The following is an 18,313-nucleotide window of genomic DNA, read 5'->3' on the forward strand; positions in this document are numbered from 1 at the left end:
TGCTCTCTTGAGCCAGTACGTGTCCCGCCTCGGCGGCAGCCTCAGCGGCCGGATCGCCGCCGCCCGCGGCACCCGCCACGACCCGCCCCGCCTGCGCCTGCCGGCCGTCGGCCACCACCGCAAGCCGCGCCGCGTCGCCATGCTCAGCGTGCACACCTCACCGCTGCACCAGCCCGGCACCGGCGACGCCGGCGGTATGAACGTGTACATCGTGGAGCTGGCCAAGCGCCTCGCCGCGATCAACATCGAGGTCGAGATCTTCACCCGCGCCACCGAGGGCGGCCTCCCGTCCGCGGTCGAGCTGGCCCCCGGGGTCCTCGTACGGCACGTGGACGCGGGCCCGTACGAAGGCCTCGCCAAGGAGGAGCTCCCGGCCCAGCTGTGCGCCTTCACCCACGGCGTCATGCAGGCCTGGGCCGGCCACCGGCCCGGCTACTACGACCTCGTCCACTCCCATTACTGGCTCTCCGGCCACGTGGGCTGGCTCGCCGCCGAGCGCTGGGGCGTCCCCCTCGTCCACGCCATGCACACCATGGCCAAGGTCAAGAACGCCGCACTGGCCGAGGGCGACACGCCCGAACCCGCCGCCCGCGTCATCGGCGAGACCCAGATCGTGGCCGCCGCCGACCGGCTCATCGCGAACACCACCGAAGAGGCCGACGAGCTGGTCCGGCACTACGACGCCGACCCCGGCAAGGTCGCCGTCGTCCACCCCGGCGTGAACCTCGACCGCTTCACCGTCGCCGACGGCCGGGCCGCCGCCCGCGCCCGCCTCGGCCTGCCGCAGGACGCCGTCATCCCGCTCTTCGCCGGCCGGATCCAGCCGCTCAAGGCCCCCGACATCCTGCTGCGCGCGGTCGCCGAGCTCGTCGACCGGGACCCCTCGCTGCGCCGCCACCTCTTCGTCCCCGTCGTCGGCGGCCCCAGCGGCAGCGGCCTGGCCAAGCCGGAGGGGCTGCAGAAGCTCGCGGCGAAGCTCGGCATCGCCGACCTCGTCCACTTCCACCCGCCGGTCCGCCAGGACGCGCTCGCCGACTGGTTCCGGGCGGCGTCCGTGCTGGTCATGCCCTCGTACAGCGAGTCCTTCGGGCTCGTCGCGATCGAGGCCCAGGCCACCGGCACGCCGGTGCTGGCCGCCGAGGTCGGCGGGCTGCCGGTCGCCGTCAACGACGGGGTGACGGGGATCCTCGTACCCGGGCACGACCCGGTGGACTACGCACGGGAGCTGCGGCGCTTCGTGGACGACCCGGGGCTCGCGGGCCGGATGGGCGCCGAGGCCGCGCGGCACGCGCAGTTCTTCGGCTGGGACACGGCGGCGAGCGGCACGGCCGACGTCTACACCGCAGCCATGCATGATCACCGCCGTCGCGTACGCTCCCACCATGGCTGACGCTGACACCGCCGACACCACCGCGATCATCGAGAGCACCCTCGCCGAGGCCGGACTCGCCTGGGAGAGCCCGGAGCCGGGCTCGTACGTGGTCCAGCTCCCCGGCACCCGCAAACTGAGCACCACCTGCTCGGTCCGGGTCGGCCGGCACTCCCTCTCGGTGAACGCCTTCGTCATCAGGCACCCCGACGAGAACGAGGCGGGCGTCCACCGCTGGCTGCTGGAGCGCAACCTCAAGCTGTACGGGATGGCCTACGCGGTCGACGCCCTCGGCGACGTCTACCTGACGGCCCGGCTCCCGCTGTCCGTGGTCACCCCGGAGGACCTGGACCGGCTGCTCGGCACGGTCCTGGAGGCGGCGGACGGAGCCTTCAACACCCTGCTGGAGCTGGGCTTCGCGAGCGCGATCCGCCGCGAGTACGAATGGCGCGTCTCGCGCGGCGAGCCGACGTACAACCTGGACGCCTTCAAGCACCTGACACAGCCGTCGTCCTGAGCGCAGCGCGCCCCGCCGTACGAAGCCTCCGCGCGCGCGCAGGCCTCGTACGGCAGGGCAGCACCCGCTCTAGGCCTCGACGGCTGCTGGGGCCGGGGCCGCAGCCGATGCCGAGACCACAGACCCGGGCTCGTTCTCGCCCAGGTTCCGCATCAGCAGCCAGTAGCCCAGCGCCGCCACCGTGCCCAGCAGCGCCACGGACGCCCAGAGCCAGCCCGCGCCCCACTGGTCGATCAGGAACCCGGCCATCAGCGGAGCCAGCAGCGAGGCCACCGCCCAGGACATCGTGTACATGCCCTGGTAGCGGCCGCGCCCGTGCAGCGGGGAGAGCCGGGCGACCAGGCCCATCTGGGTCGGGGAGTTGATGATCTCGGCCAGCGTCCACACGCAGACGGTCAGTCCCAGGCTCCACACCGACCCGGCGAAGGCCGTCAGCCCGAACCCGTACCCGGCCAGCAGCGCCGAGACCACCAGCAGTTTCTGCGGGTCGCCCTGCTCGATGAACCGGGTGACCGGGATCTGCAGCAGCACGATCAGCACCCCGTTGGCGGCGATGACCAGCCCGTAGTCACCGGCGGAGAAGCCGCCCGTGCCCATGGCCAGCGGCAGTCCGAACGACCCCTGCATGAAGATCAGCGAGATCAGGAACGACAGGCCGACCACGCCCATGAAGCGCCCGTCCCGCAGTACGGTCCCGAGCCCGATCTCCGGTTCGGCGGCGGCCTTCTGCGCGGCGGTCCGCTCCGGCCGCGACTCCGGCAGCTTCACGTACACCAGCACCGCGCAGACCAGCGTCAGCGCCGCCTCGCCGAGGAACCCGGCGAGGTAGCTGTACTCGGCGACGAAGCCCGCCGCCGTCGCCGAGACGGCGAAGCCGAGGTTGATCGCCCAGTAGTTCAGCGCGAAGGCCCGGACCTGGTCCTCCGGCCGGACGATGTCCGCCATCATCGCCTGCACCGCCGGGCGCGAGGCGTTCGAGGTCATGCCGACCAGCAGCGCCACCGCCGCGATGGCCGCCGGGTGCTCCATGAAGCCGAGCAGCGCCACCGAGAACGCCGTCGAGGCCTGAGCCGCCATCAGCGTCGGGCGCCGGCCCAGCCGGTCGGTCATCACGCCCGCGACGAGCGAGGAGATCACCCCGCCGAGCCCGTGCAACGCCACCACGAGTCCCGCGAAGGAGGCCGAATAGCCCCGGTCCACGGTCAGGTACAAGGTGATGAACGTGGCGACGAAGGCCCCGAGCCGGTTGACCAGCGTGCTGGTCCACAGCCACCAGAACTCCCGCGGCAGCCCCGACACGCTCTCGCGCGCCGCCCGTCTGAGACTGGCAACGGACATACGGAATCCCCCCGGCGATGTAAGTGGCTCTCCTGATCACCGCACCCTACGGGTGGAGGGTCTGCGAAGGCCATCGGATTGACGCGCACCGTCAATCCACGGCCGTGGACACCGCGCGCGAGCGCCCCCGCGCGTCCATTAGGCTCGTACGCATGGCCGACGCACCGTACAAGCTGATCCTCCTCCGCCACGGCGAGAGCGAGTGGAACGCGAAGAACCTGTTCACCGGCTGGGTGGACGTCAATCTCAACGAGAAGGGCGAGAAGGAGGCGGTCCGCGGCGGTGAGCTGCTCAAGGACGCCGGCCTGCTCCCCGACGTGGTCCACACGTCCCTCCAGAAGCGCGCGATCCGCACCGCGCAGCTCGCCCTGGAGTCCGCCGACCGCCACTGGATCCCGGTCCACCGCTCGTGGCGCCTGAACGAGCGCCACTACGGTGCGCTCCAGGGCAAGGACAAGGCCCAGACCCTCGCCGAGTTCGGCGAGGAGCAGTTCATGCTGTGGCGTCGCTCGTACGACACCCCGCCGCCAGCCCTCGAGGACGGTACGGAGTTCTCACAGTCCGAGGACCCGCGCTACGCGACCATCCCCCCGGAGCTGCGCCCGCGCACCGAGTGCCTCAAGGACGTCGTCGTCCGCATGCTGCCGTACTGGTACGACGGCATCGTCCCGGACCTCCTCGCGGGCCGCACGGTCCTCGTGGCCGCGCACGGCAACTCCCTGCGCGCGCTGGTCAAGCACCTGGACGGCATCTCCGACGCCGACATCGCAGGCCTGAACATCCCGACCGGCATCCCGCTCGCCTACGAGCTGGACGCCGAGTTCAAGCCCCTCAACCCGGGCGGCACCTACCTCGACCCGGCCGCCGCCGCGGCCGCCATCGAGGCCGTCAAGAACCAGGGCAAGAAGAAGTAAGAAAAACGATCAAGCCCCTGGCCTGCACTTTCAGTGCAGGCCAGGGGCTTTCGTCTGCTACCGGTTGTCGTAGTAGCCGAAGACGTCGACGACCAGGTCGGCGCGGTCCCAGCCCTGGTTCCAGAAGTCGACGATGCCGTTGTCACCGGCGCTCGCCTGCACCAGGTTGGCGGCGGTCCTGCCCGCCGTCCAGTTCAGGGTGGAGGACACCGGACGCTCCGGGGTGACGGCGGTCCTGTCGGCGTAGTTGCCGGTGGAGTTGGGGTCCGGTGCGACCGACAGGAAGCCCGCGCCGCGCGTGTTGGTGACCGTGGTGTTCAGCACCCAGGCCTCCTGGTTCAGGGAGAAGGCCTGCCAGAGGTACCCGCGCGTGGGCCACGGCCCCTTGGACCAGTAGGTCTCGCGCGTGTCGATCTGCCGGTGGGGCGTGACCGGCACGTAGGCACAGGCGCCCGCGGTGCTGTACGTGCCGACCAGCTCCACGATGACGTCGGACGGGGCCCAGGAGCCGTTGCGGACGGTGATCTCGCCGTCCTTGCCGACCGGCACGATCACCGAGTTGGCGACCGTCTGCCCGGCGGTGAAGTTCACGTTGGACGTGGTCGGCGCCGCCTGCCCGGCCGGGTGGACGGTCAGGTGACCGGCCTCCTGCGGGTTGGTGACCGTCACGTTCAGCGCGACGGCGGTGGCGCCCGGTTCGGCCACCTTGACGGTGAAGGACCCCTGGCCGGCGACCGGACCGCGCTGCGTGCCGGTCCCGTAGCGGGTGTCGACGACCCGGGCCGGCGCCTGCGGGGCGTACCCGCCGGCTTCCTGCTGGACGAAGTAGCCGGTGACGTCCGCGATCAGATCGACCGGCTCCCAGCCGCCGTTGTACAGCTCGACGTAGCCGTCCTCGCCGACCTGCGCGATCACCAGGTTCGGGACGGTCTGACCGGCCTCGAAGTTGATGTTCGATGCGATCGGCCGCGTGTTGCCGGAGGCGAAGACGCTGACGTGCCCGCCGCTGGTGGTGTTGGTGGCGGTCACGTTGAGGGCGACGGCGGTGACCCCGGTGGGGATGCTGCCGTTCCCCGCGACCTTCAGGCGGGTCGAGGAGTACCCCTTGACCTTGCCCGTGACGGCGCCCGTGCCGCTGCGGGTGTCCAGCAGGCGGGTGGGACCGTACGGGGTGAACTCCGAGCCCGCCGTCTTGACCCGGACCTCCTTGGTGTCGCGCGTCCCGAGTGCCGGATCGACGACAGTGGCCTTGATCGTGTACTCGCCGAGCTCCTTGTAGACGTGGTTGGTCCGCGTCTCCCAGGCGCCGGAGGCCGTCACCGTGTCCGTGGTCCCGTCACCCCAGTCGATGGTGGTGTCCAGCGGCGGGGCAGCCCTGTTGAGCGAGGTCGTCAGCTCGAAGCCGTGCGCCGACGACATACGGGCGCTCAGGAAGAGAATCAGCTGCGCGCTGCCGGTGGCGGCGCTGGTGAAGGTCCCGAACCCTGCCGCGACGCCCGCTGCCGGGCCGGCGGCAGGTGCTCCCGCCGCCTGCGCGGCGGGCTTGACCGGATCAGCGGCCTGAGCCGCGCCGGGTATGAAACCGATGCTTGCCGCCACGATGGCGGCAGCGGACATTACGAGTCGGCGATTGCGCACCGAACCCCCCGTTTTTCAGCTTTTGAACGCGCTCAGAGTGAGCTCGCGCACAGCCTACATAGCCCGCTGCGTCACGCCGGCGCAGCGGAATGCCGGGCACGCGAAGGGCCCCGGCCGGCGGATGCGGTCGGGGCCCTTCACGTACGGGATGCCGGGCGGGCGGGGTCAGCCGCCGCACTGGCAGGGCGCGCCGGACTGGCAGCCGCAGCCGCAGCCCGAGCCGCAGCCGCAGGCCGCGAGCAGCGGGAGCCGCAGGGGTTCGGGCCGGGGCTGCTGCTCGTGGTCCGGGGTGATGGGGACGGGGGAATCGGGCATGGATCCTCCTCGCAGGCGGAGTGCGTGGCGTCTTCTGCTTTCCGTGCCTCTTGCTGCCTTCGCCCTCATTCATGCCCAGCCGCACCGGCGCGTCAACGGCGCACAGGGGCAGAACGGCTCAGACGCCGTCGACCTGCGTCGGAGCCTGCAGCTCGTCCGCGTGCTCGCCCGTCACCAGGTAGACCACGCGCTTGGCCACCGACACCGCGTGGTCCGCGAAGCGCTCGTAGTAGCGGCCCAGCAGGGTCACGTCCACCGCGGTCTCGATGCCGTGCTTCCAGCGGTCGTCCATCAGGTGCTGGAACAGCGTGCGGTGCAGCTGGTCCATCTCGTCGTCGTCCTGCTCCAGCTGGAGCGCCAGGTCGACGTCCTTCGTGATGATGACCTCGGCCGCCTTCGCCATCAGGCGCTGAGCCAGCTGCCCCATCTCCAGCATGGTCGCGTGCAGGTCGCGCGGCACCGCCGTGTCGGGGAAGCGCAGCCGGGCCAGCTTCGCCACGTGCTGGGCCAGGTCGCCCGAGCGCTCCAGGTCGGCGGACATGCGCAGCGAGGTCACCACGATGCGCAGGTCGGTGGCGACGGGCTGCTGGCGCGCGAGCAGCGCGATCGCACGGGCCTCCAGGTCGTGCTGGAGGTCGTCGACCTTCTGGTCGGCGGCGATGACACTCTCGGCGAGCTTCAGATCGGCGTCGAGCATGGACGTCGTGGCCCGCCCGATCGCGGAACCGACGAGCCGTGCCATCTCGACCAGGCCTTCTCCGATCGAGTCCAGTTCCTCGTGGTACGCGTCACGCATGGGTTGTCCCTCTCTTGCCTACTGCCTCTGCTGCCCGTGGGCCGGGCCGGGGCGGCCTTCAAGCCCCACGTTGACACGGTGGGCCGCAAACGCGTCCGACTCCGGCATCACAAGTGAATCAACCCCGTCGCCACGGTGAACTCTGGGCGACGACTGTTCGAGGTGCCCCCCGAACGGCTGTGGAAGTGCCGTCGTGCCTGCTTAACCTGGATGCATGGACGTGAACGCGGCGGTCGCCGCAGCTGCAGCGATCGCCGGTCTTTGCACCGGTGTGATCGCGATGCTGGCGTTCCGCTGGAGCGAGCGCGACCAAGCCCGCCCCACCCGGAGCTCCATGCGCCCCGACATCAACGCGGTGCTCCCGCCCGGCGTGGACACCGTCCTCTCCGTGCTCCGCTCCTCCGCCGTCGTACTCGACGAGGGGGACGCCGTCGTCAAGGCCTCGTCCGCCGCCTACGCCCTCGGGCTCGTACGCGGCGGCAAACTGGCCGTCGAGCCCATGCTCCACATGGCCCGCGACACCCGCCGCGACGGGGAGATACGCCAGGTCGAGCTCGACCTGCCCCGGCGCGGCACCGGCCGCGGCGAGGCCCTCGCGGTCTCGGCGCGCGTCGCCCCCCTCGGCTCCCGGCTCGTCCTGCTCCTGGTCGAGGACCTCACCGAGGCCCGCCGCATCGAGGCCGTACGGCGCGACTTCGTCGCGAACGTGTCGCACGAGCTGAAGACGCCGGTCGGGGCCATCTCCCTGCTGTCCGAGGCCGTCATGGACGCCTCGGACGACCCCGAGGCGGTCAGCCGCTTCGCCGGCCGCATGCAGATCGAGGCCACCCGCCTGATCAACCTCGTGCAGGAGCTCATCGACCTCTCCCGGGTACAGAACGACGACCCGCTCGAGGACGCGGAGCCCGTACGAGTGGACACCCTGGTGGCCGAGGCCATCGACCGCTGCCGCCACACGGCGTCCTCCAAGCAGATCACCATGGCCTCGGGCGGCACCGCCGACCTGCGCGTCTGGGGCCACCGCGGCCAGCTCGCGGCAGCCCTCGGGAACCTGGTCGAGAACGCCGTCAACTACAGCCCCGCCCGCACCCGGGTCGGCATAGCCGGACGCAGGGTCGCGGCACCTGGGGGAGACTTGATCGAGATCGCCGTGACCGACCAGGGCATCGGCATCCCGGAAAAGGACCGCGAGCGCATCTTCGAGCGCTTCTACCGCGTGGACCCGGCCCGCTCCCGCGCCACGGGAGGAACCGGCCTCGGCCTTGCGATCGTGAAACACGTAGCGGCCTCGCACGGCGGGGAGGTGTCCGTATGGAGCTCGGAGGGTCAGGGCTCCACGTTTACCCTGCGCCTGCCGGAAGCAGCCGCTCCGGCTTCGGCATCCACGGCCGGACCGGCCGCGGAGCCCGCCCCCGCACCCAGCCACCCCACCCCTGCCTGAGCCACGCTCCCCAAAGAACCACGCCAGCCATCCCTGCCCCGGAGGTCCTTCCGTGACCCGAGTGCTCGTCGTCGAGGATGAGGAATCCTTCAGCGACGCCCTGTCCTACATGCTCCGCAAGGAGGGCTTCGAGGTCGCCATCGCCGCGACCGGGCCCGACGGGCTCGACGAGTTCGAGCGCAACGGCGCCGACCTCGTCCTCCTCGACCTGATGCTCCCCGGCCTGCCCGGAACGGAGGTCTGCCGGCAGCTGCGCGGCCGCTCCAACGTCCCCGTCATCATGGTGACGGCCAAGGACAGCGAGATCGACAAGGTCGTCGGGCTGGAGATAGGAGCCGACGACTACGTCACCAAGCCCTTCTCCTCGCGGGAGCTGGTCGCCCGCATCCGCGCGGTCCTGCGCCGCCGCGGCGAGCCGGAGGAGGTCACCCCGGCCGCGCTGGAGGCCGGCCCCGTACGGATGGACGTCGACCGCCACGTGGTCACCGTCGCCGGAGCCAAGGTGGACCTCCCCCTGAAGGAGTTCGACCTGCTCGAGATGCTGCTGCGCAACGCGGGCCGCGTACTGACCCGCATGCAGCTGATCGACCGGGTCTGGGGCGCGGACTACGTCGGTGACACCAAGACCCTGGACGTCCACGTGAAGCGCCTCCGCGCCAAGATCGAGCCGGACCCGGGCGCGCCGCGCTACCTGGTCACGGTCCGTGGTCTGGGCTACAAGTTCGAGCCGTAGGCCGTAGCCTCCGGCGGTTGCGCCCCGAGCCGTAGCCCGTGGCCGTCGGATCGCATCGCAGTCGTATACGAAAGGGCCCCCCTCCGCCGGAGCGGAGGGGGGCCCTTTCGTACGTGGTGCTACCGGATCAGTGGCCGGCGCTGTGCGAGGGGGAACCCGACGGCGAACCCGAGGCCGCGCCCGACGGGGTGCCCGAAGCGGCGCCCGACGGGGTCGTGGCCGGGGAGCCGGACGGGCTGCCCGACGGCGTGCCCGAGGGGCTGCCCGACGGGGCGGCGCCGGGGGCCGCGGCCGGGGCCTCGGTCGGGCCGAAGCCCGCGTACATGCCGGTGCCCGGGACGACGAACGCCTCGAGCGCGACGTCGCCCGCCTTGCTCAGCTGGAAGACGACCGCTTGCGCGTTGCCGTTCTGCACGGGCTCGCCGCCCTCGATCACGGCGGAGGGGTTGCCCTTGCCGCCGATGACCACGGAGCCGCCGGCCGGCACGGTGACCTTGCCGGCCGCGCCCTCGGCGCCCTTCAGGACGACCTTGGACTTGCCACCCGGGAGGGTGATGGCGTCGAGGGTCTGCGGCAGGTCGCCGGTGTTGAAGACCGTCGCGGAGACCGCGGCCGGGCCCTTCTTCTCCTTCTCGCCCTTGGTGATCACCAGCGCGTTCTGGATCTTGATGTCGCCCTTGGTGACGGCGGCGTTGTCCGGCTTGATCTGGAGCGTCTCCGCGTTGTTGCCTGCACCGCAAGCGGCCAGCGAGGCGATCGAGAACACGACGGCGGTGGCGGCGAGGGCGCCGCGTCGAAGGCTGCGGCTCACGGCGGCGGCAACTCCTTGGACGTACGGAACGGAAGGGTGGGCAGTCCCAGGGCGGCCGAGGTAAAGCCGTCCTAAGGGTGTGTCAGCGCGCTTAGGTTACCGAGCCGCCGCCCCGCCCCCGCACCCGACCCTCCGCAGGGCACGGGCCGCCCTGCACCGGCCCCGCGATCTTCCTTTCCGTCCGCTCTTCCGTCCGCTCTTCCCTGCGCCCTTCCGGCGGTCCTTCCGGCCGTCCTTCTGCCGGATACTTCCCGCGCCGTTCATCTGCCGATCATGTGCCGCCCGCATATCTCCCGCCGGACCTGCCGTGATCAATTCCGGGATTCCTTCGAACGGCCCTCGGTGATCAATTCCGGATTGGGCCGGAACCGCTCCGTACGGGTGGTCGCCAGTCGAACGGAGTAGTTCGGTTTCCCGGCTTCGAAACCGGCAAAACGGGACGTACGTCGCAAGGGCGGGTCCCCCACCTGGGTGTAGCGTGGCCGTTTCACCCGGTCCGCACAGCGGCTCCGACCTGCGAATACCCCCCTCCGGAACCCCTTCGCAGCACGTTCGTGTCGCTGTTGTCAAGCCCCGAGATGTGCCCTGACCTGCGAAAACGCCATTCATAACAGTCAGTTCTCGTGTTACCCTGGATAGCCACGGAAGGGGTACCTGTCACATGACGTTCAAGGTTGGCGACACCGTGGTCTATCCCCATCACGGGGCCGCGCTGATCGAGGCCATCGAAACTCGCCAGATCAAAGGCGTGGACAAGACCTACTTGGTGCTCAAGGTCGCCCAGGGCGACCTGACGGTTCGTGTGCCTGCGGACAATGCGGAGTTCGTCGGCGTTCGCGACGTAGTCGGCCAGGACGGGCTGGACCGGGTCTTCGAGGTGCTGCGTGCACCGTATGCCGAAGAGCCGACGAACTGGTCCCGGCGCTACAAGGCAAATCTGGAGAAGCTCGCTTCTGGCGATGTCATCAAGGTCGCCGAAGTGGTGCGTGACCTGTGGCGTCGTGAGCGTGAGCGCGGGCTGTCCGCGGGCGAGAAGCGCATGCTCGCGAAGGCGCGCCAGATCCTGGTGAGCGAGCTCGCGCTCGCCGAGAACACCAACGAGGACAAGGCGGAAGCCCTCCTCGACGAGGTTCTCGCGTCCTGACGCGGCGTGCCGCCCAGGAAAACAGCGTTCACACGGTTGTGCCGCGGTGCCCGATGACACGCCCTCTCCTCCACGAGAGGGCTGTTGCCGGGCGCTGCGGCATGTCTGCACCCACATCTTTTTTCCACCGGTCTTTTTTCCACCGGCGTGCCGGGTCCGGACAGCCTGCTCGACCGGTCGTCACGGAAGGGGCGAGGGCGTCGCACCCGGCACGCTTCAGGCCATACCCATGTCGGCCGAAGTCACAAACCTGGCTCGGAGCTACTGATGTCTGACGAAACGCACCCCCACCGCACCGCCGCGGTGATCCCGGCCGCCGGCCGCGGGGTACGCCTCGGTCCCGGCGCCCCCAAGGCCCTGCGGGCCCTCGGCGGCACCCCCATGCTCATCCACGCCGTCCGCGCGATGGCCCGCTCCCGGGCCGTCTCCCTCGTGGTCGTCGTCGCCCCGTCCGACGGCGCCGCCGAGGTGCGCCGGCTCGTCGACGAGCACGCCCTGCCCGATCGGACCGAGATCCTGGTCGTCCCCGGCGGCGAAACCCGCCAGGAATCCGTACGCGCCGGCCTCGCCGCGCTCCCCGCGGACGTCACCTCCGTCCTCATCCACGACGCGGCCCGCCCGCTCGTCCCCGTGGACACCGTCGACTCCGTCGTCGAGGCCGTACGCGACGGCTCGCCCGCCGTGGTGCCGGCCCTGCCGCTGGCCGACACCGTCAAGGAGGTCGAGCCCGGCAAGCCCGGCGAGCCCGAGCCGGTCGTCGCCACCCCCGAGCGGGCCCGGCTGCGCGCCGTGCAGACCCCGCAGGGCTTCGACCTCGCCACCCTCGTCCGCGCGCACGAGACCATCGCCGTCAACGGCGAGGGCGCCACCGACGACGCCGGAATGGTGGAACAGCTCGGCATCACCGTCATGGTGGTCCCCGGCCACGAAGAGGCCTTCAAGGTCACCCGTCCGCTCGACCTGGTCCTCGCCGAGGCCGTACTCGCCCGCAGGAGGGCCACCGATGCGTACTAGCCCCACAGGTTCCGAGGAGACCGCCACGGCGGGCGCCGCCGGCCCCGTCATCCCGCTCGTGGGAATCGGCACCGACGTGCACGCCTTCGAGGCCGGGCGCGAGCTGTGGTGCGCCGGCCTGCTCTGGGAGGGCGAGGACGGCCTCGCCGGCCACTCCGACGGCGACGTCGCCGCGCACGCCGCCTGCGACGCCCTTTTCTCCGCGGCCGGCGTCGGCGACCTCGGCGCGCACTTCGGCACCTCGCGCCCCGAGTGGTCCGGCGCCGCCGGCGTCACCCTCCTGGCGGAAGCCGCCCGCATCGTCCGCGCCGAGGGCTTCGAGATCGGCAACATCGCCATCCAGGTGATCGGCGTACGCCCGAAGATCGGCAAACGGCGCGAAGAAGCGCAGAAGGCGCTCGCGGCGGCCGCCGGCGCCCCCGTCTCCGTCTCCGGCACGACCACCGACGGCCTCGGCCTCACCGGCCGCGCCGAAGGCCTCGCCGCCATCGCCACCGCACTGGTGTACCGGACGAACCCCGCCTAGGCCGTCCAGCCCCGTCCGTACGGGTCCCCGACGACACCGCTTCGGCAACAAAGCGCCCCCGCGCCCTTAAAGGGTCGCGGGGCACTGCCGCAGGCGCACTACCCTGGATGCCGTGACTATTCGCCTGTACGACACCAGCGCCCGGCAGATCCGTGACTTCACCCCGCTCGTCCCGGGCTGCGTCTCGATCTACCTCTGTGGCGCCACCGTCCAGGCGGCCCCGCACATCGGGCACATCCGGTCGTACCTCAACTTCGACGTCATGCGCCGCTGGTTCACCTACCGCGGCCTCGACGTCACCTTCATCCGCAACGTCACCGACATCGACGACAAGATCATCTCCAAGGGGGAGGCGCAGGGCCGCCCCTGGTGGTCCATCGGCTACGAGAACGAGCGCGCCTTCAACGACGGCTACGACGCGCTGGGCTGCCTCCCGCCCACGTACGAGCCGCGCGCAACCGGCCACGTGCCCGAGATGATCGAGATGATGCGCACGCTCATCGAGCGCGGCCACGCCTACGAGGCGGACGGCAGCGTCTACTTCGACGTGCGCTCCTTCCCCGGCTACCTGGAGCTGTCGAACCAGAGCATCGACGACCTGCGCCAGCCCGCCGAGGAAGGCATCACCGGCAAGCGCGACCCCCGCGACTTCGCCATGTGGAAGGCCAGCAAGCCCGGCGAGCCCGACTGGGAGACCCCGTGGGGCCGCGGCCGCCCCGGCTGGCACCTCGAGTGCTCCGCCATGGCGCACAAGTACCTCGGCGAGGCCTTCGACATCCACGGCGGCGGCCTGGACCTGATCTTCCCGCACCACGAGAACGAGATCGCCCAGGCCAAGGCCTTCGGCGACGAGTTCGCGAAGTACTGGGTGCACAACGCCTGGGTCACCATGTCCGGCGAGAAGATGTCCAAGTCCCTCGGCAACTCGGTGCTCGTCTCCGAGATGGTCAAGAACTGGCGCCCGATCGTCCTGCGCTACTACCTCGGCACCCCGCACTACCGCTCGATGATCGAGTACAGCGAGGAGGCGCTGCGCGAGGCCGAGTCCGCGTTCGCGCGCATCGAGGGCTTCTACCAGCGCGTCATCGAGAAGGCCGGCAAGATCGTCGACCCCGCCCCCGAGGTCCCGCCCGCCTTCGCCGAGGCCATGGACGACGACCTGGGCGTCCCGCAGGCGCTCGCCATCGTCCACACCACGGTCCGTCAGGGCAACAGCGCCCTCGCCGCCGACGACAAGGACGCCGCGATCGCGCGGCTGTCCGAGGTACGGGCCATGCTCGGCGTCCTCGGCCTCGACCCGCTCGACCCGCACTGGGCCGAGGAGAGCGACCGCGGCGAGGACCTCCACGGCGCGGTCGACACCCTCGTACGCCTCGTCCTGGAACAGCGCGAGTCCGCCCGGGCCCGCAAGGACTGGGCGACCGCCGATGCCATCCGCGACCAGCTCCAGCAGTCCGGCCTCGTCATCGAGGACAGCCCGGCAGGTCCGCGCTGGACGCTCGGCCCGCGCTGAGTGCTCGGCCCGCGCCGAGCCCGGGCAGCCGAGTTTGGTGGCCGCCCGGCGTTCCGGGCGGCACACTCTTCATACGTACATATCGCAGCATCAACGAAAACAGGTAGAGGTCATGGCCGGGAACAGCCAGCGCAGGAACCGCCGCACGTCCAACAAGAAGGGCGCGACGGTCGGCAGCGGTGGCCAGCGGCGCAAGGGCCTGGAAGGCAAGGGCCCCACGCCCAAGGCCGAGGACCGCAAGAAGCACAAAGCCAACCGCATCAGCAACGCCATGGCCCGGCAGGCCGCCAAGCGCCGTCCGGCCCCGCGCCGCGGCGGCCCCAAGGGCACCAGCGAGATGGTCGTCGGCCGCAACCCGGTCTTCGAGGCGCTGCGCGACGGCGTCCCCGCCACCACCCTCTACGTCCAGCAGTTCATCGACAACGACGAGCGCGTCCGCGAGGCCCTCCAGCTCGCCGGCGAGCGCGGCAACATCAATCTGATGGAAGCCCCGCGCCCCGAGCTCGACCGCATGACCAACGGGCTCAACCACCAGGGCCTGGTCCTCCAGGTCCCGCCCTACGAGTACGCACACCCGGAGGACCTCACCGCCGCCGCGTACGACGAGGGCGACGACCCGCTGATCGTCGCCCTCGACGGGGTCACCGACCCCCGCAACCTCGGCGCGATCGTCCGCTCCGTCTCCGCCTTCGGCGGCCACGGCGTGGTCATCCCCGAGCGCCGCGCGGCCGGTATGACCGCCGGTGCCTGGAAGAGCTCGGCCGGCACCGCCGCCCGCACCCCGGTCTCCCGCGTCACCAACCTGACCCGCGCCCTCCAGGACTTCAAGAAGGCCGGCATCACCATCGTCGGCCTCGCCGCCGAGGGCACGCACGAGGTGCAGGACCTGGAGGCGCTCGGCGGTCCCGTCGTCATCGTCGTCGGCTCCGAGGGCAAGGGCCTCGGCCGCCTCGTGGGCGAGAACTGCGACTACCTCGTCCGCATCCCGATGCCGGGTGGCGCCGAGTCGCTGAACGCCGGTGTCGCCGCGGGCGTCGTGCTCTACGAGGCGGCCCGCCGCCGGGCCACCCGCGGCCGCGTCTGACCCCCGGGCGGCCCCGCCGCCTTGATCCACTTGGCTCACGGAAAGTGACCCGTGAGCGTGTCACCCCGCCCCTTTCGGGCGGGGTGGCTTGATCTTGACGGGTCTCGGACACATCCCTCCTGTCAAGGCAGTGTCCTAAACACTGATCACTCGGTTAGATGAGTGTGGACACCAGAACGTCAGGGTTCGACGACCAGCCCGCGCTGAGCATGGTCAAGGTGCCGTGCGATCCCGCACAGGTCATCGTCAACCACGCCAGCTTCCGCGTGCGGCTCGCACCGAGCCCGAGCGCGCGTTCCAAGCCCGCGAACGCCCCCGGCCGCGTGCCCGTCCTCGGCGGCGCCGTGGTCGCCGCAGCCGGTGTCGGCCGCCGCCGGGCCCCCGTCGTCTGGAGCGGCAGGTCCGCCCCCGGCGACACCGCCGCAATGGGCGGACTCATCCAGGCCGTACGCGAACACGGGCGCGGCCACGGCGGCTACGACGACGGCGACGGGGGCATCACCCAGACCATTCCCCGCGTCGACCTCGCCCGCGACCTGGCCGAGGACACCCTCGCCACGCCGACCGTCATCGGCCAGCGCACCTACGGGGACCCGGACGAGATCCGCCCGCCGGCCCCCGTGCGCGACCTCCCGTACGACGCCCGGTACGCGGGCGGCGGCCCCTACGACAGTTACGGCAGCCTCGACGGCGGACCCGGCACCGACTCCCGCCGGGCCTCCTCCGACACCCGCGGGCAGGCCTCGTACTACCCCGGCCGCCGCATGAACCTCGGCGTCGTGCTCCTCCCGCTGCGGGTCTTCCTCGGCTTCATCTGCATCTACGCCGGCATGGGCAAGCTGTGCGACCCCGTCTACTTCGACGGCGGCGAACGCGGCTCCATGGTCACCTGGCTCCGCACCCTTCAGCCCTGGGCACTCGCCGAACCCCTGCGCGACTTCGCCCTCGCCCACCCCGTCGGGGCCGGGCTCAGCGTCGCCTTCCTCCAGGTCATCGTCGGCGTCCTGACCGTCCTCGGCCTGTGGCAGCGGTTCGCCGCCTGCATCGGCGCCCTGCTGTCCGCCGCACTCCTCATGACGGTGAGCTGGAAGACCGTCCCCGCCTACGACGCCCCCGACATCATCTACCTCGCCGCCTGGAGCCCGCTGATCATCGCCGGCGCCCCGGTCTACTCCCTCGACGGCCGTCTCGCCGGCGAGGCCTGGCGCACCCTAGGACCCCGCTCCGAGATCTGGCGGCTGCGCCGGCGCGTCCTGCGCCGCGGAACCATCATGGCCACCATCGTCTGCGGACTCACCCTGCTCATCGGCTCGCTCCTCGGCGGCGCCGTCCGCTCCACCACCGTGGTCACCGTGCCCGGACCCGGCCAGGCCCCCAGCAACTACCTGCCCGGCTCCCCGCTCCCGAAGGCCCCCGCCAAGCAGCAGCAACAGCAGCAGACGCCCACCGCCCCGCAGCCCTCCAAGCCGGCCGAACCCACCGCCAGCGCCTCGGCGCCCGCCGCCAAGTCCGGGCGGGGCAGCACCGGTTCCACCGCCAAGGAGACCGCCGGCACCGGCTCGCAGTCGCCCACCGCGACCCGCGGCTCCGGCAGCGGCCAGAACTCGGGCAGCACGCCCAAGCAGTCCACCCCGAAGCCGCCGTCCTCCAGCTCGGGCAGCAGTGGCGGCACTGGCGGCGACGCGCCGTCCAAGAAGCCCGGCCTCGTCGGCGGCCTCCTCGGCTGACGACGCAGCGGGACGAAACGAAGCCGGGGCTGGCGCGCACACAGCGCGCCGGCCCCGGCTTCGTACGGTACGCGCAGGGCCTCAGGAGCCGCTCTGTGCGGCCAACTCCCTTGCCGCCTCGGTCAGATCCTTCGCCGTGTCGATCGCCCGCCAGTAGGCCCCCTGTGGCAGCGGAAAGCCCGCCAACCGCCGCTCACGCGCCAGCCGCGGGAACGTCGTACGCTCGTGATCACCCAAGTCCGGCAGCAGCGCCGCGAATTCGGGACCGAAGACGTACACGCCCGCATTGATCAGATACGGCGACGGCGGCGACTCGATGAAGTCCAGCACCTGCCCGAACTCATTGGTCTCCACCGCCCCCCACGGAATCCGCGGCCGCGCCAGCGCCAGTGTCGCCGTCGCCCCCCGCTCCGCGTGGAACGCCGCCATCTCGCGCAGCGAGAACCGCGTCCAGATGTCCCCGTTCGTCGCGTACCAGGCCCGGTCCGGATGCGGCAGGTGCCGGGCCGCGTACTTGAGGCCGCCGCCCCGCCCCAGCGGTTCCTCCTCCACCACCGTCGTCACCCTGAGCGGCAGGTCCGCCTTGGCCAGCCAGTCCTGGAGCACCTCCGCGAGATGCCCGCACGACACCACGGCATCCGTCACCCCCTCCGCCGCCAGCCACGCCAGCTGGTGCCCGATGATCGGCACCCCGGTCCCCGGGATCTCCACCATCGGCTTCGGCCGGTCGTCCGTATACGGACGCAGCCGCGAACCCTGGCCACCCGCCAACACGACTGCCTGAGCAGGTGCCTGAGCGAGGGAGGCCGGGTGCGCGGCCGCGGAAACGGAGGAGCGGGACACGGGAGGTACGTCGGTCATGGGCGTCAGCGTAGAGGCCCCGACCCGGAGGAGTACGGCGACGCCCGTCAGCCCATCGAGGCAACACCGGTCGCGTACGAGGTGTCGCACACGGGACGCGCGAAGGACTGCGCCTTCGTCGGGCCGTACGCATCGACCGCAGCCCGCCCGAGCGCCCGCGCGATCCCCACGCAGTGCTCGGCCAGCGACGGCCGCCGGTCCACCTCCCGCTGGAGGTGCGTCAGGACGTCACCCGGCGCCTCGCCCTGCTGGAGCTCGCCCAGCAGCTTGTCGCGCAGCACGTCCTGTGCGGCGCGCGGCTTCGCGGGGACGGACACGTCCTCGGCGGAGGCGGTCAGGATCTGGGAAGGGGTGTTGTCCGCCCAGGGGACCATGGTGACCGCGAGGGTCCCGGACAGGACCAGGACGACGGGCAGGACCAGGGCGAGGGAACGGCCGATACGGCGGGCAGTGTGGGTCACGAGGGCGAGAGTAGCGCTCGGTGAAGATTTGGCGACATTCAGTCACCCGGTCGGGGGATGGTTCGACGTGGCTTTTCGAATTATGGGTTGACGAGTGGGGCTGAATGGGCC

Annotated in this window: 18 protein-coding genes; 11 read left to right on the plus strand and 7 right to left on the minus strand. The window is 71.3% G+C overall.

Annotated elements, in window-relative coordinates; all coding sequences use genetic code 11:
• Positions 1-7: 7 nt before the first annotated feature.
• Both mshA and OHT74_RS21560 read left to right on the plus strand, forming a co-directional pair.
• Positions 8-1,390: a D-inositol-3-phosphate glycosyltransferase gene (gene mshA, locus OHT74_RS21555; RefSeq protein WP_443047453.1), complete on the plus strand. Its 1,383-nt coding sequence runs from the start codon at positions 8-10 to the stop codon at positions 1,388-1,390.
• Complete coding sequence (locus OHT74_RS21560; RefSeq protein WP_266665994.1) at positions 1,383-1,886, plus strand: YbjN domain-containing protein; 504 nt, start codon at positions 1,383-1,385, stop codon at positions 1,884-1,886. Before mshA ends, OHT74_RS21560 begins: the two co-directional genes overlap by 8 nt.
• Positions 1,887-1,955: 69 nt before the next feature.
• On the opposite strand, the gene OHT74_RS21565 is transcribed toward OHT74_RS21560, so the two are convergent.
• A complete protein-coding gene (locus OHT74_RS21565; RefSeq protein ID WP_328621094.1) occupies positions 1,956-3,224 on the minus strand; it encodes an MDR family MFS transporter in 1,269 nt (422 codons plus the stop codon).
• Between the two features lie 152 nt (positions 3,225-3,376).
• Between OHT74_RS21565 and OHT74_RS21570 the strand changes: the two genes are divergently transcribed.
• A complete protein-coding gene (locus OHT74_RS21570) occupies positions 3,377-4,138 on the plus strand; it encodes a phosphoglyceromutase (RefSeq protein WP_266665996.1) in 762 nt (253 codons plus the stop codon).
• A 57-nt stretch (positions 4,139-4,195) separates the two neighbouring features.
• On the opposite strand, the gene OHT74_RS21575 is transcribed toward OHT74_RS21570, so the two are convergent.
• The 3 genes from OHT74_RS21575 to phoU form a co-directional block, all read right to left on the minus strand.
• Positions 4,196-5,737, minus strand: coding sequence for a hypothetical protein (locus OHT74_RS21575; protein ID WP_328621095.1), 1,542 nt, complete (start codon positions 5,735-5,737; stop codon positions 4,196-4,198).
• 204 nt (positions 5,738-5,941) lie between these two features.
• Positions 5,942-6,091 carry a hypothetical protein gene (locus OHT74_RS21580; protein ID WP_266665998.1) on the minus strand — a complete coding sequence of 50 codons (150 nt, stop codon included), beginning with the start codon at positions 6,089-6,091 and terminating at the stop codon, positions 5,942-5,944.
• Positions 6,092-6,209: 118 nt separating this feature from the next.
• Positions 6,210-6,887, minus strand: a complete 678-nt coding sequence (gene phoU, locus OHT74_RS21585; RefSeq protein WP_266628059.1) for a phosphate signaling complex protein PhoU — start codon at positions 6,885-6,887, stop codon at positions 6,210-6,212.
• A gap of 214 nt (positions 6,888-7,101) precedes the next feature.
• Between phoU and OHT74_RS21590 the strand changes: the two genes are divergently transcribed.
• Both OHT74_RS21590 and OHT74_RS21595 read left to right on the plus strand, forming a co-directional pair.
• Positions 7,102-8,328 carry a sensor histidine kinase gene (locus tag OHT74_RS21590; RefSeq protein WP_266666000.1) on the plus strand — a complete coding sequence of 409 codons (1,227 nt, stop codon included), beginning with the start codon at positions 7,102-7,104 and terminating at the stop codon, positions 8,326-8,328.
• Positions 8,329-8,380: 52 nt separating this feature from the next.
• Positions 8,381-9,061 carry a response regulator transcription factor gene (locus tag OHT74_RS21595; RefSeq protein ID WP_007265514.1) on the plus strand — a complete coding sequence of 227 codons (681 nt, stop codon included), beginning with the start codon at positions 8,381-8,383 and terminating at the stop codon, positions 9,059-9,061.
• A 127-nt stretch (positions 9,062-9,188) separates the two neighbouring features.
• Here the strand turns inward: OHT74_RS21595 and OHT74_RS21600 are convergent, their stop codons facing one another.
• Positions 9,189-9,872, minus strand: coding sequence for a DUF461 domain-containing protein (locus OHT74_RS21600; RefSeq protein WP_328621096.1), 684 nt, complete (start codon positions 9,870-9,872; stop codon positions 9,189-9,191).
• Between the two features lie 661 nt (positions 9,873-10,533).
• Here OHT74_RS21600 and OHT74_RS21605 point away from each other — a divergent pair.
• The 6 genes from OHT74_RS21605 (at position 10,534) to OHT74_RS21630 (ending at position 16,880) form a co-directional block, all read left to right on the plus strand.
• Complete coding sequence (locus OHT74_RS21605) at positions 10,534-11,016, plus strand: CarD family transcriptional regulator (protein ID WP_003953493.1); 483 nt, start codon at positions 10,534-10,536, stop codon at positions 11,014-11,016.
• A 267-nt stretch (positions 11,017-11,283) separates the two neighbouring features.
• Positions 11,284-12,030 (plus strand): 2-C-methyl-D-erythritol 4-phosphate cytidylyltransferase, encoded by a 747-nt coding sequence (ispD, locus tag OHT74_RS21610; protein ID WP_328621097.1) that lies wholly within the window; start codon positions 11,284-11,286, stop codon positions 12,028-12,030.
• Positions 12,020-12,556, plus strand: coding sequence for a 2-C-methyl-D-erythritol 2,4-cyclodiphosphate synthase (ispF, locus tag OHT74_RS21615; protein ID WP_328621098.1), 537 nt, complete (start codon positions 12,020-12,022; stop codon positions 12,554-12,556). Before ispD ends, ispF begins: the two co-directional genes overlap by 11 nt.
• 112 nt (positions 12,557-12,668) lie before the next feature.
• Positions 12,669-14,069, plus strand: a complete 1,401-nt coding sequence (gene cysS, locus OHT74_RS21620) for a cysteine--tRNA ligase (protein ID WP_328621099.1) — start codon at positions 12,669-12,671, stop codon at positions 14,067-14,069.
• A gap of 112 nt (positions 14,070-14,181) precedes the next feature.
• Positions 14,182-15,153, plus strand: a complete 972-nt coding sequence (gene rlmB, locus OHT74_RS21625; RefSeq protein WP_266666005.1) for a 23S rRNA (guanosine(2251)-2'-O)-methyltransferase RlmB — start codon at positions 14,182-14,184, stop codon at positions 15,151-15,153.
• A gap of 158 nt (positions 15,154-15,311) precedes the next feature.
• A complete protein-coding gene (locus OHT74_RS21630) occupies positions 15,312-16,880 on the plus strand; it encodes a DoxX family protein (protein WP_328621100.1) in 1,569 nt (522 codons plus the stop codon).
• 81 nt (positions 16,881-16,961) lie between these two features.
• On the opposite strand, the gene OHT74_RS21635 is transcribed toward OHT74_RS21630, so the two are convergent.
• On the minus strand, positions 16,962-17,741 hold the full coding sequence (locus OHT74_RS21635) for a nucleotidyltransferase family protein (RefSeq protein WP_266666007.1): 780 nt from the start codon (positions 17,739-17,741) through the stop codon (positions 16,962-16,964).
• A gap of 47 nt (positions 17,742-17,788) precedes the next feature.
• Positions 17,789-18,202, minus strand: a complete 414-nt coding sequence (locus OHT74_RS21640; protein ID WP_266666008.1) for a hypothetical protein — start codon at positions 18,200-18,202, stop codon at positions 17,789-17,791.
• Positions 18,203-18,313: the final 111 nt, after the last annotated feature.

The organism is Streptomyces sp. NBC_00354, assembly GCF_036106915.1.
Classification (GTDB): Bacteria; Actinomycetota; Actinomycetes; order Streptomycetales; family Streptomycetaceae; genus Streptomyces.

Coding starts and splice junctions, on each gene's coding strand:
- OHT74_RS21560 (WP_266665994.1), top strand. CDS start 1,383: ATGGCTGACGCTGACACCGCCGACACCACCGCGATCATCGAGAGCACC.
- OHT74_RS21565 (WP_328621094.1), bottom strand. CDS start 3,224: ATGTCCGTTGCCAGTCTCAGACGGGCGGCGCGCGAGAGCGTGTCGGGG.
- OHT74_RS21570 (WP_266665996.1), top strand. CDS start 3,377: ATGGCCGACGCACCGTACAAGCTGATCCTCCTCCGCCACGGCGAGAGC.
- OHT74_RS21580 (WP_266665998.1), bottom strand. CDS start 6,091: ATGCCCGATTCCCCCGTCCCCATCACCCCGGACCACGAGCAGCAGCCC.
- phoU (WP_266628059.1), bottom strand. CDS start 6,887: ATGCGTGACGCGTACCACGAGGAACTGGACTCGATCGGAGAAGGCCTG.
- OHT74_RS21590 (WP_266666000.1), top strand. CDS start 7,102: ATGGACGTGAACGCGGCGGTCGCCGCAGCTGCAGCGATCGCCGGTCTT.
- OHT74_RS21605 (WP_003953493.1), top strand. CDS start 10,534: ATGACGTTCAAGGTTGGCGACACCGTGGTCTATCCCCATCACGGGGCC.
- ispD (WP_328621097.1), top strand. CDS start 11,284: ATGTCTGACGAAACGCACCCCCACCGCACCGCCGCGGTGATCCCGGCC.
- ispF (WP_328621098.1), top strand. CDS start 12,020: ATGCGTACTAGCCCCACAGGTTCCGAGGAGACCGCCACGGCGGGCGCC.
- rlmB (WP_266666005.1), top strand. CDS start 14,182: ATGGCCGGGAACAGCCAGCGCAGGAACCGCCGCACGTCCAACAAGAAG.
- OHT74_RS21630 (WP_328621100.1), top strand. CDS start 15,312: ATGAGTGTGGACACCAGAACGTCAGGGTTCGACGACCAGCCCGCGCTG.
- OHT74_RS21635 (WP_266666007.1), bottom strand. CDS start 17,741: ATGACCGACGTACCTCCCGTGTCCCGCTCCTCCGTTTCCGCGGCCGCG.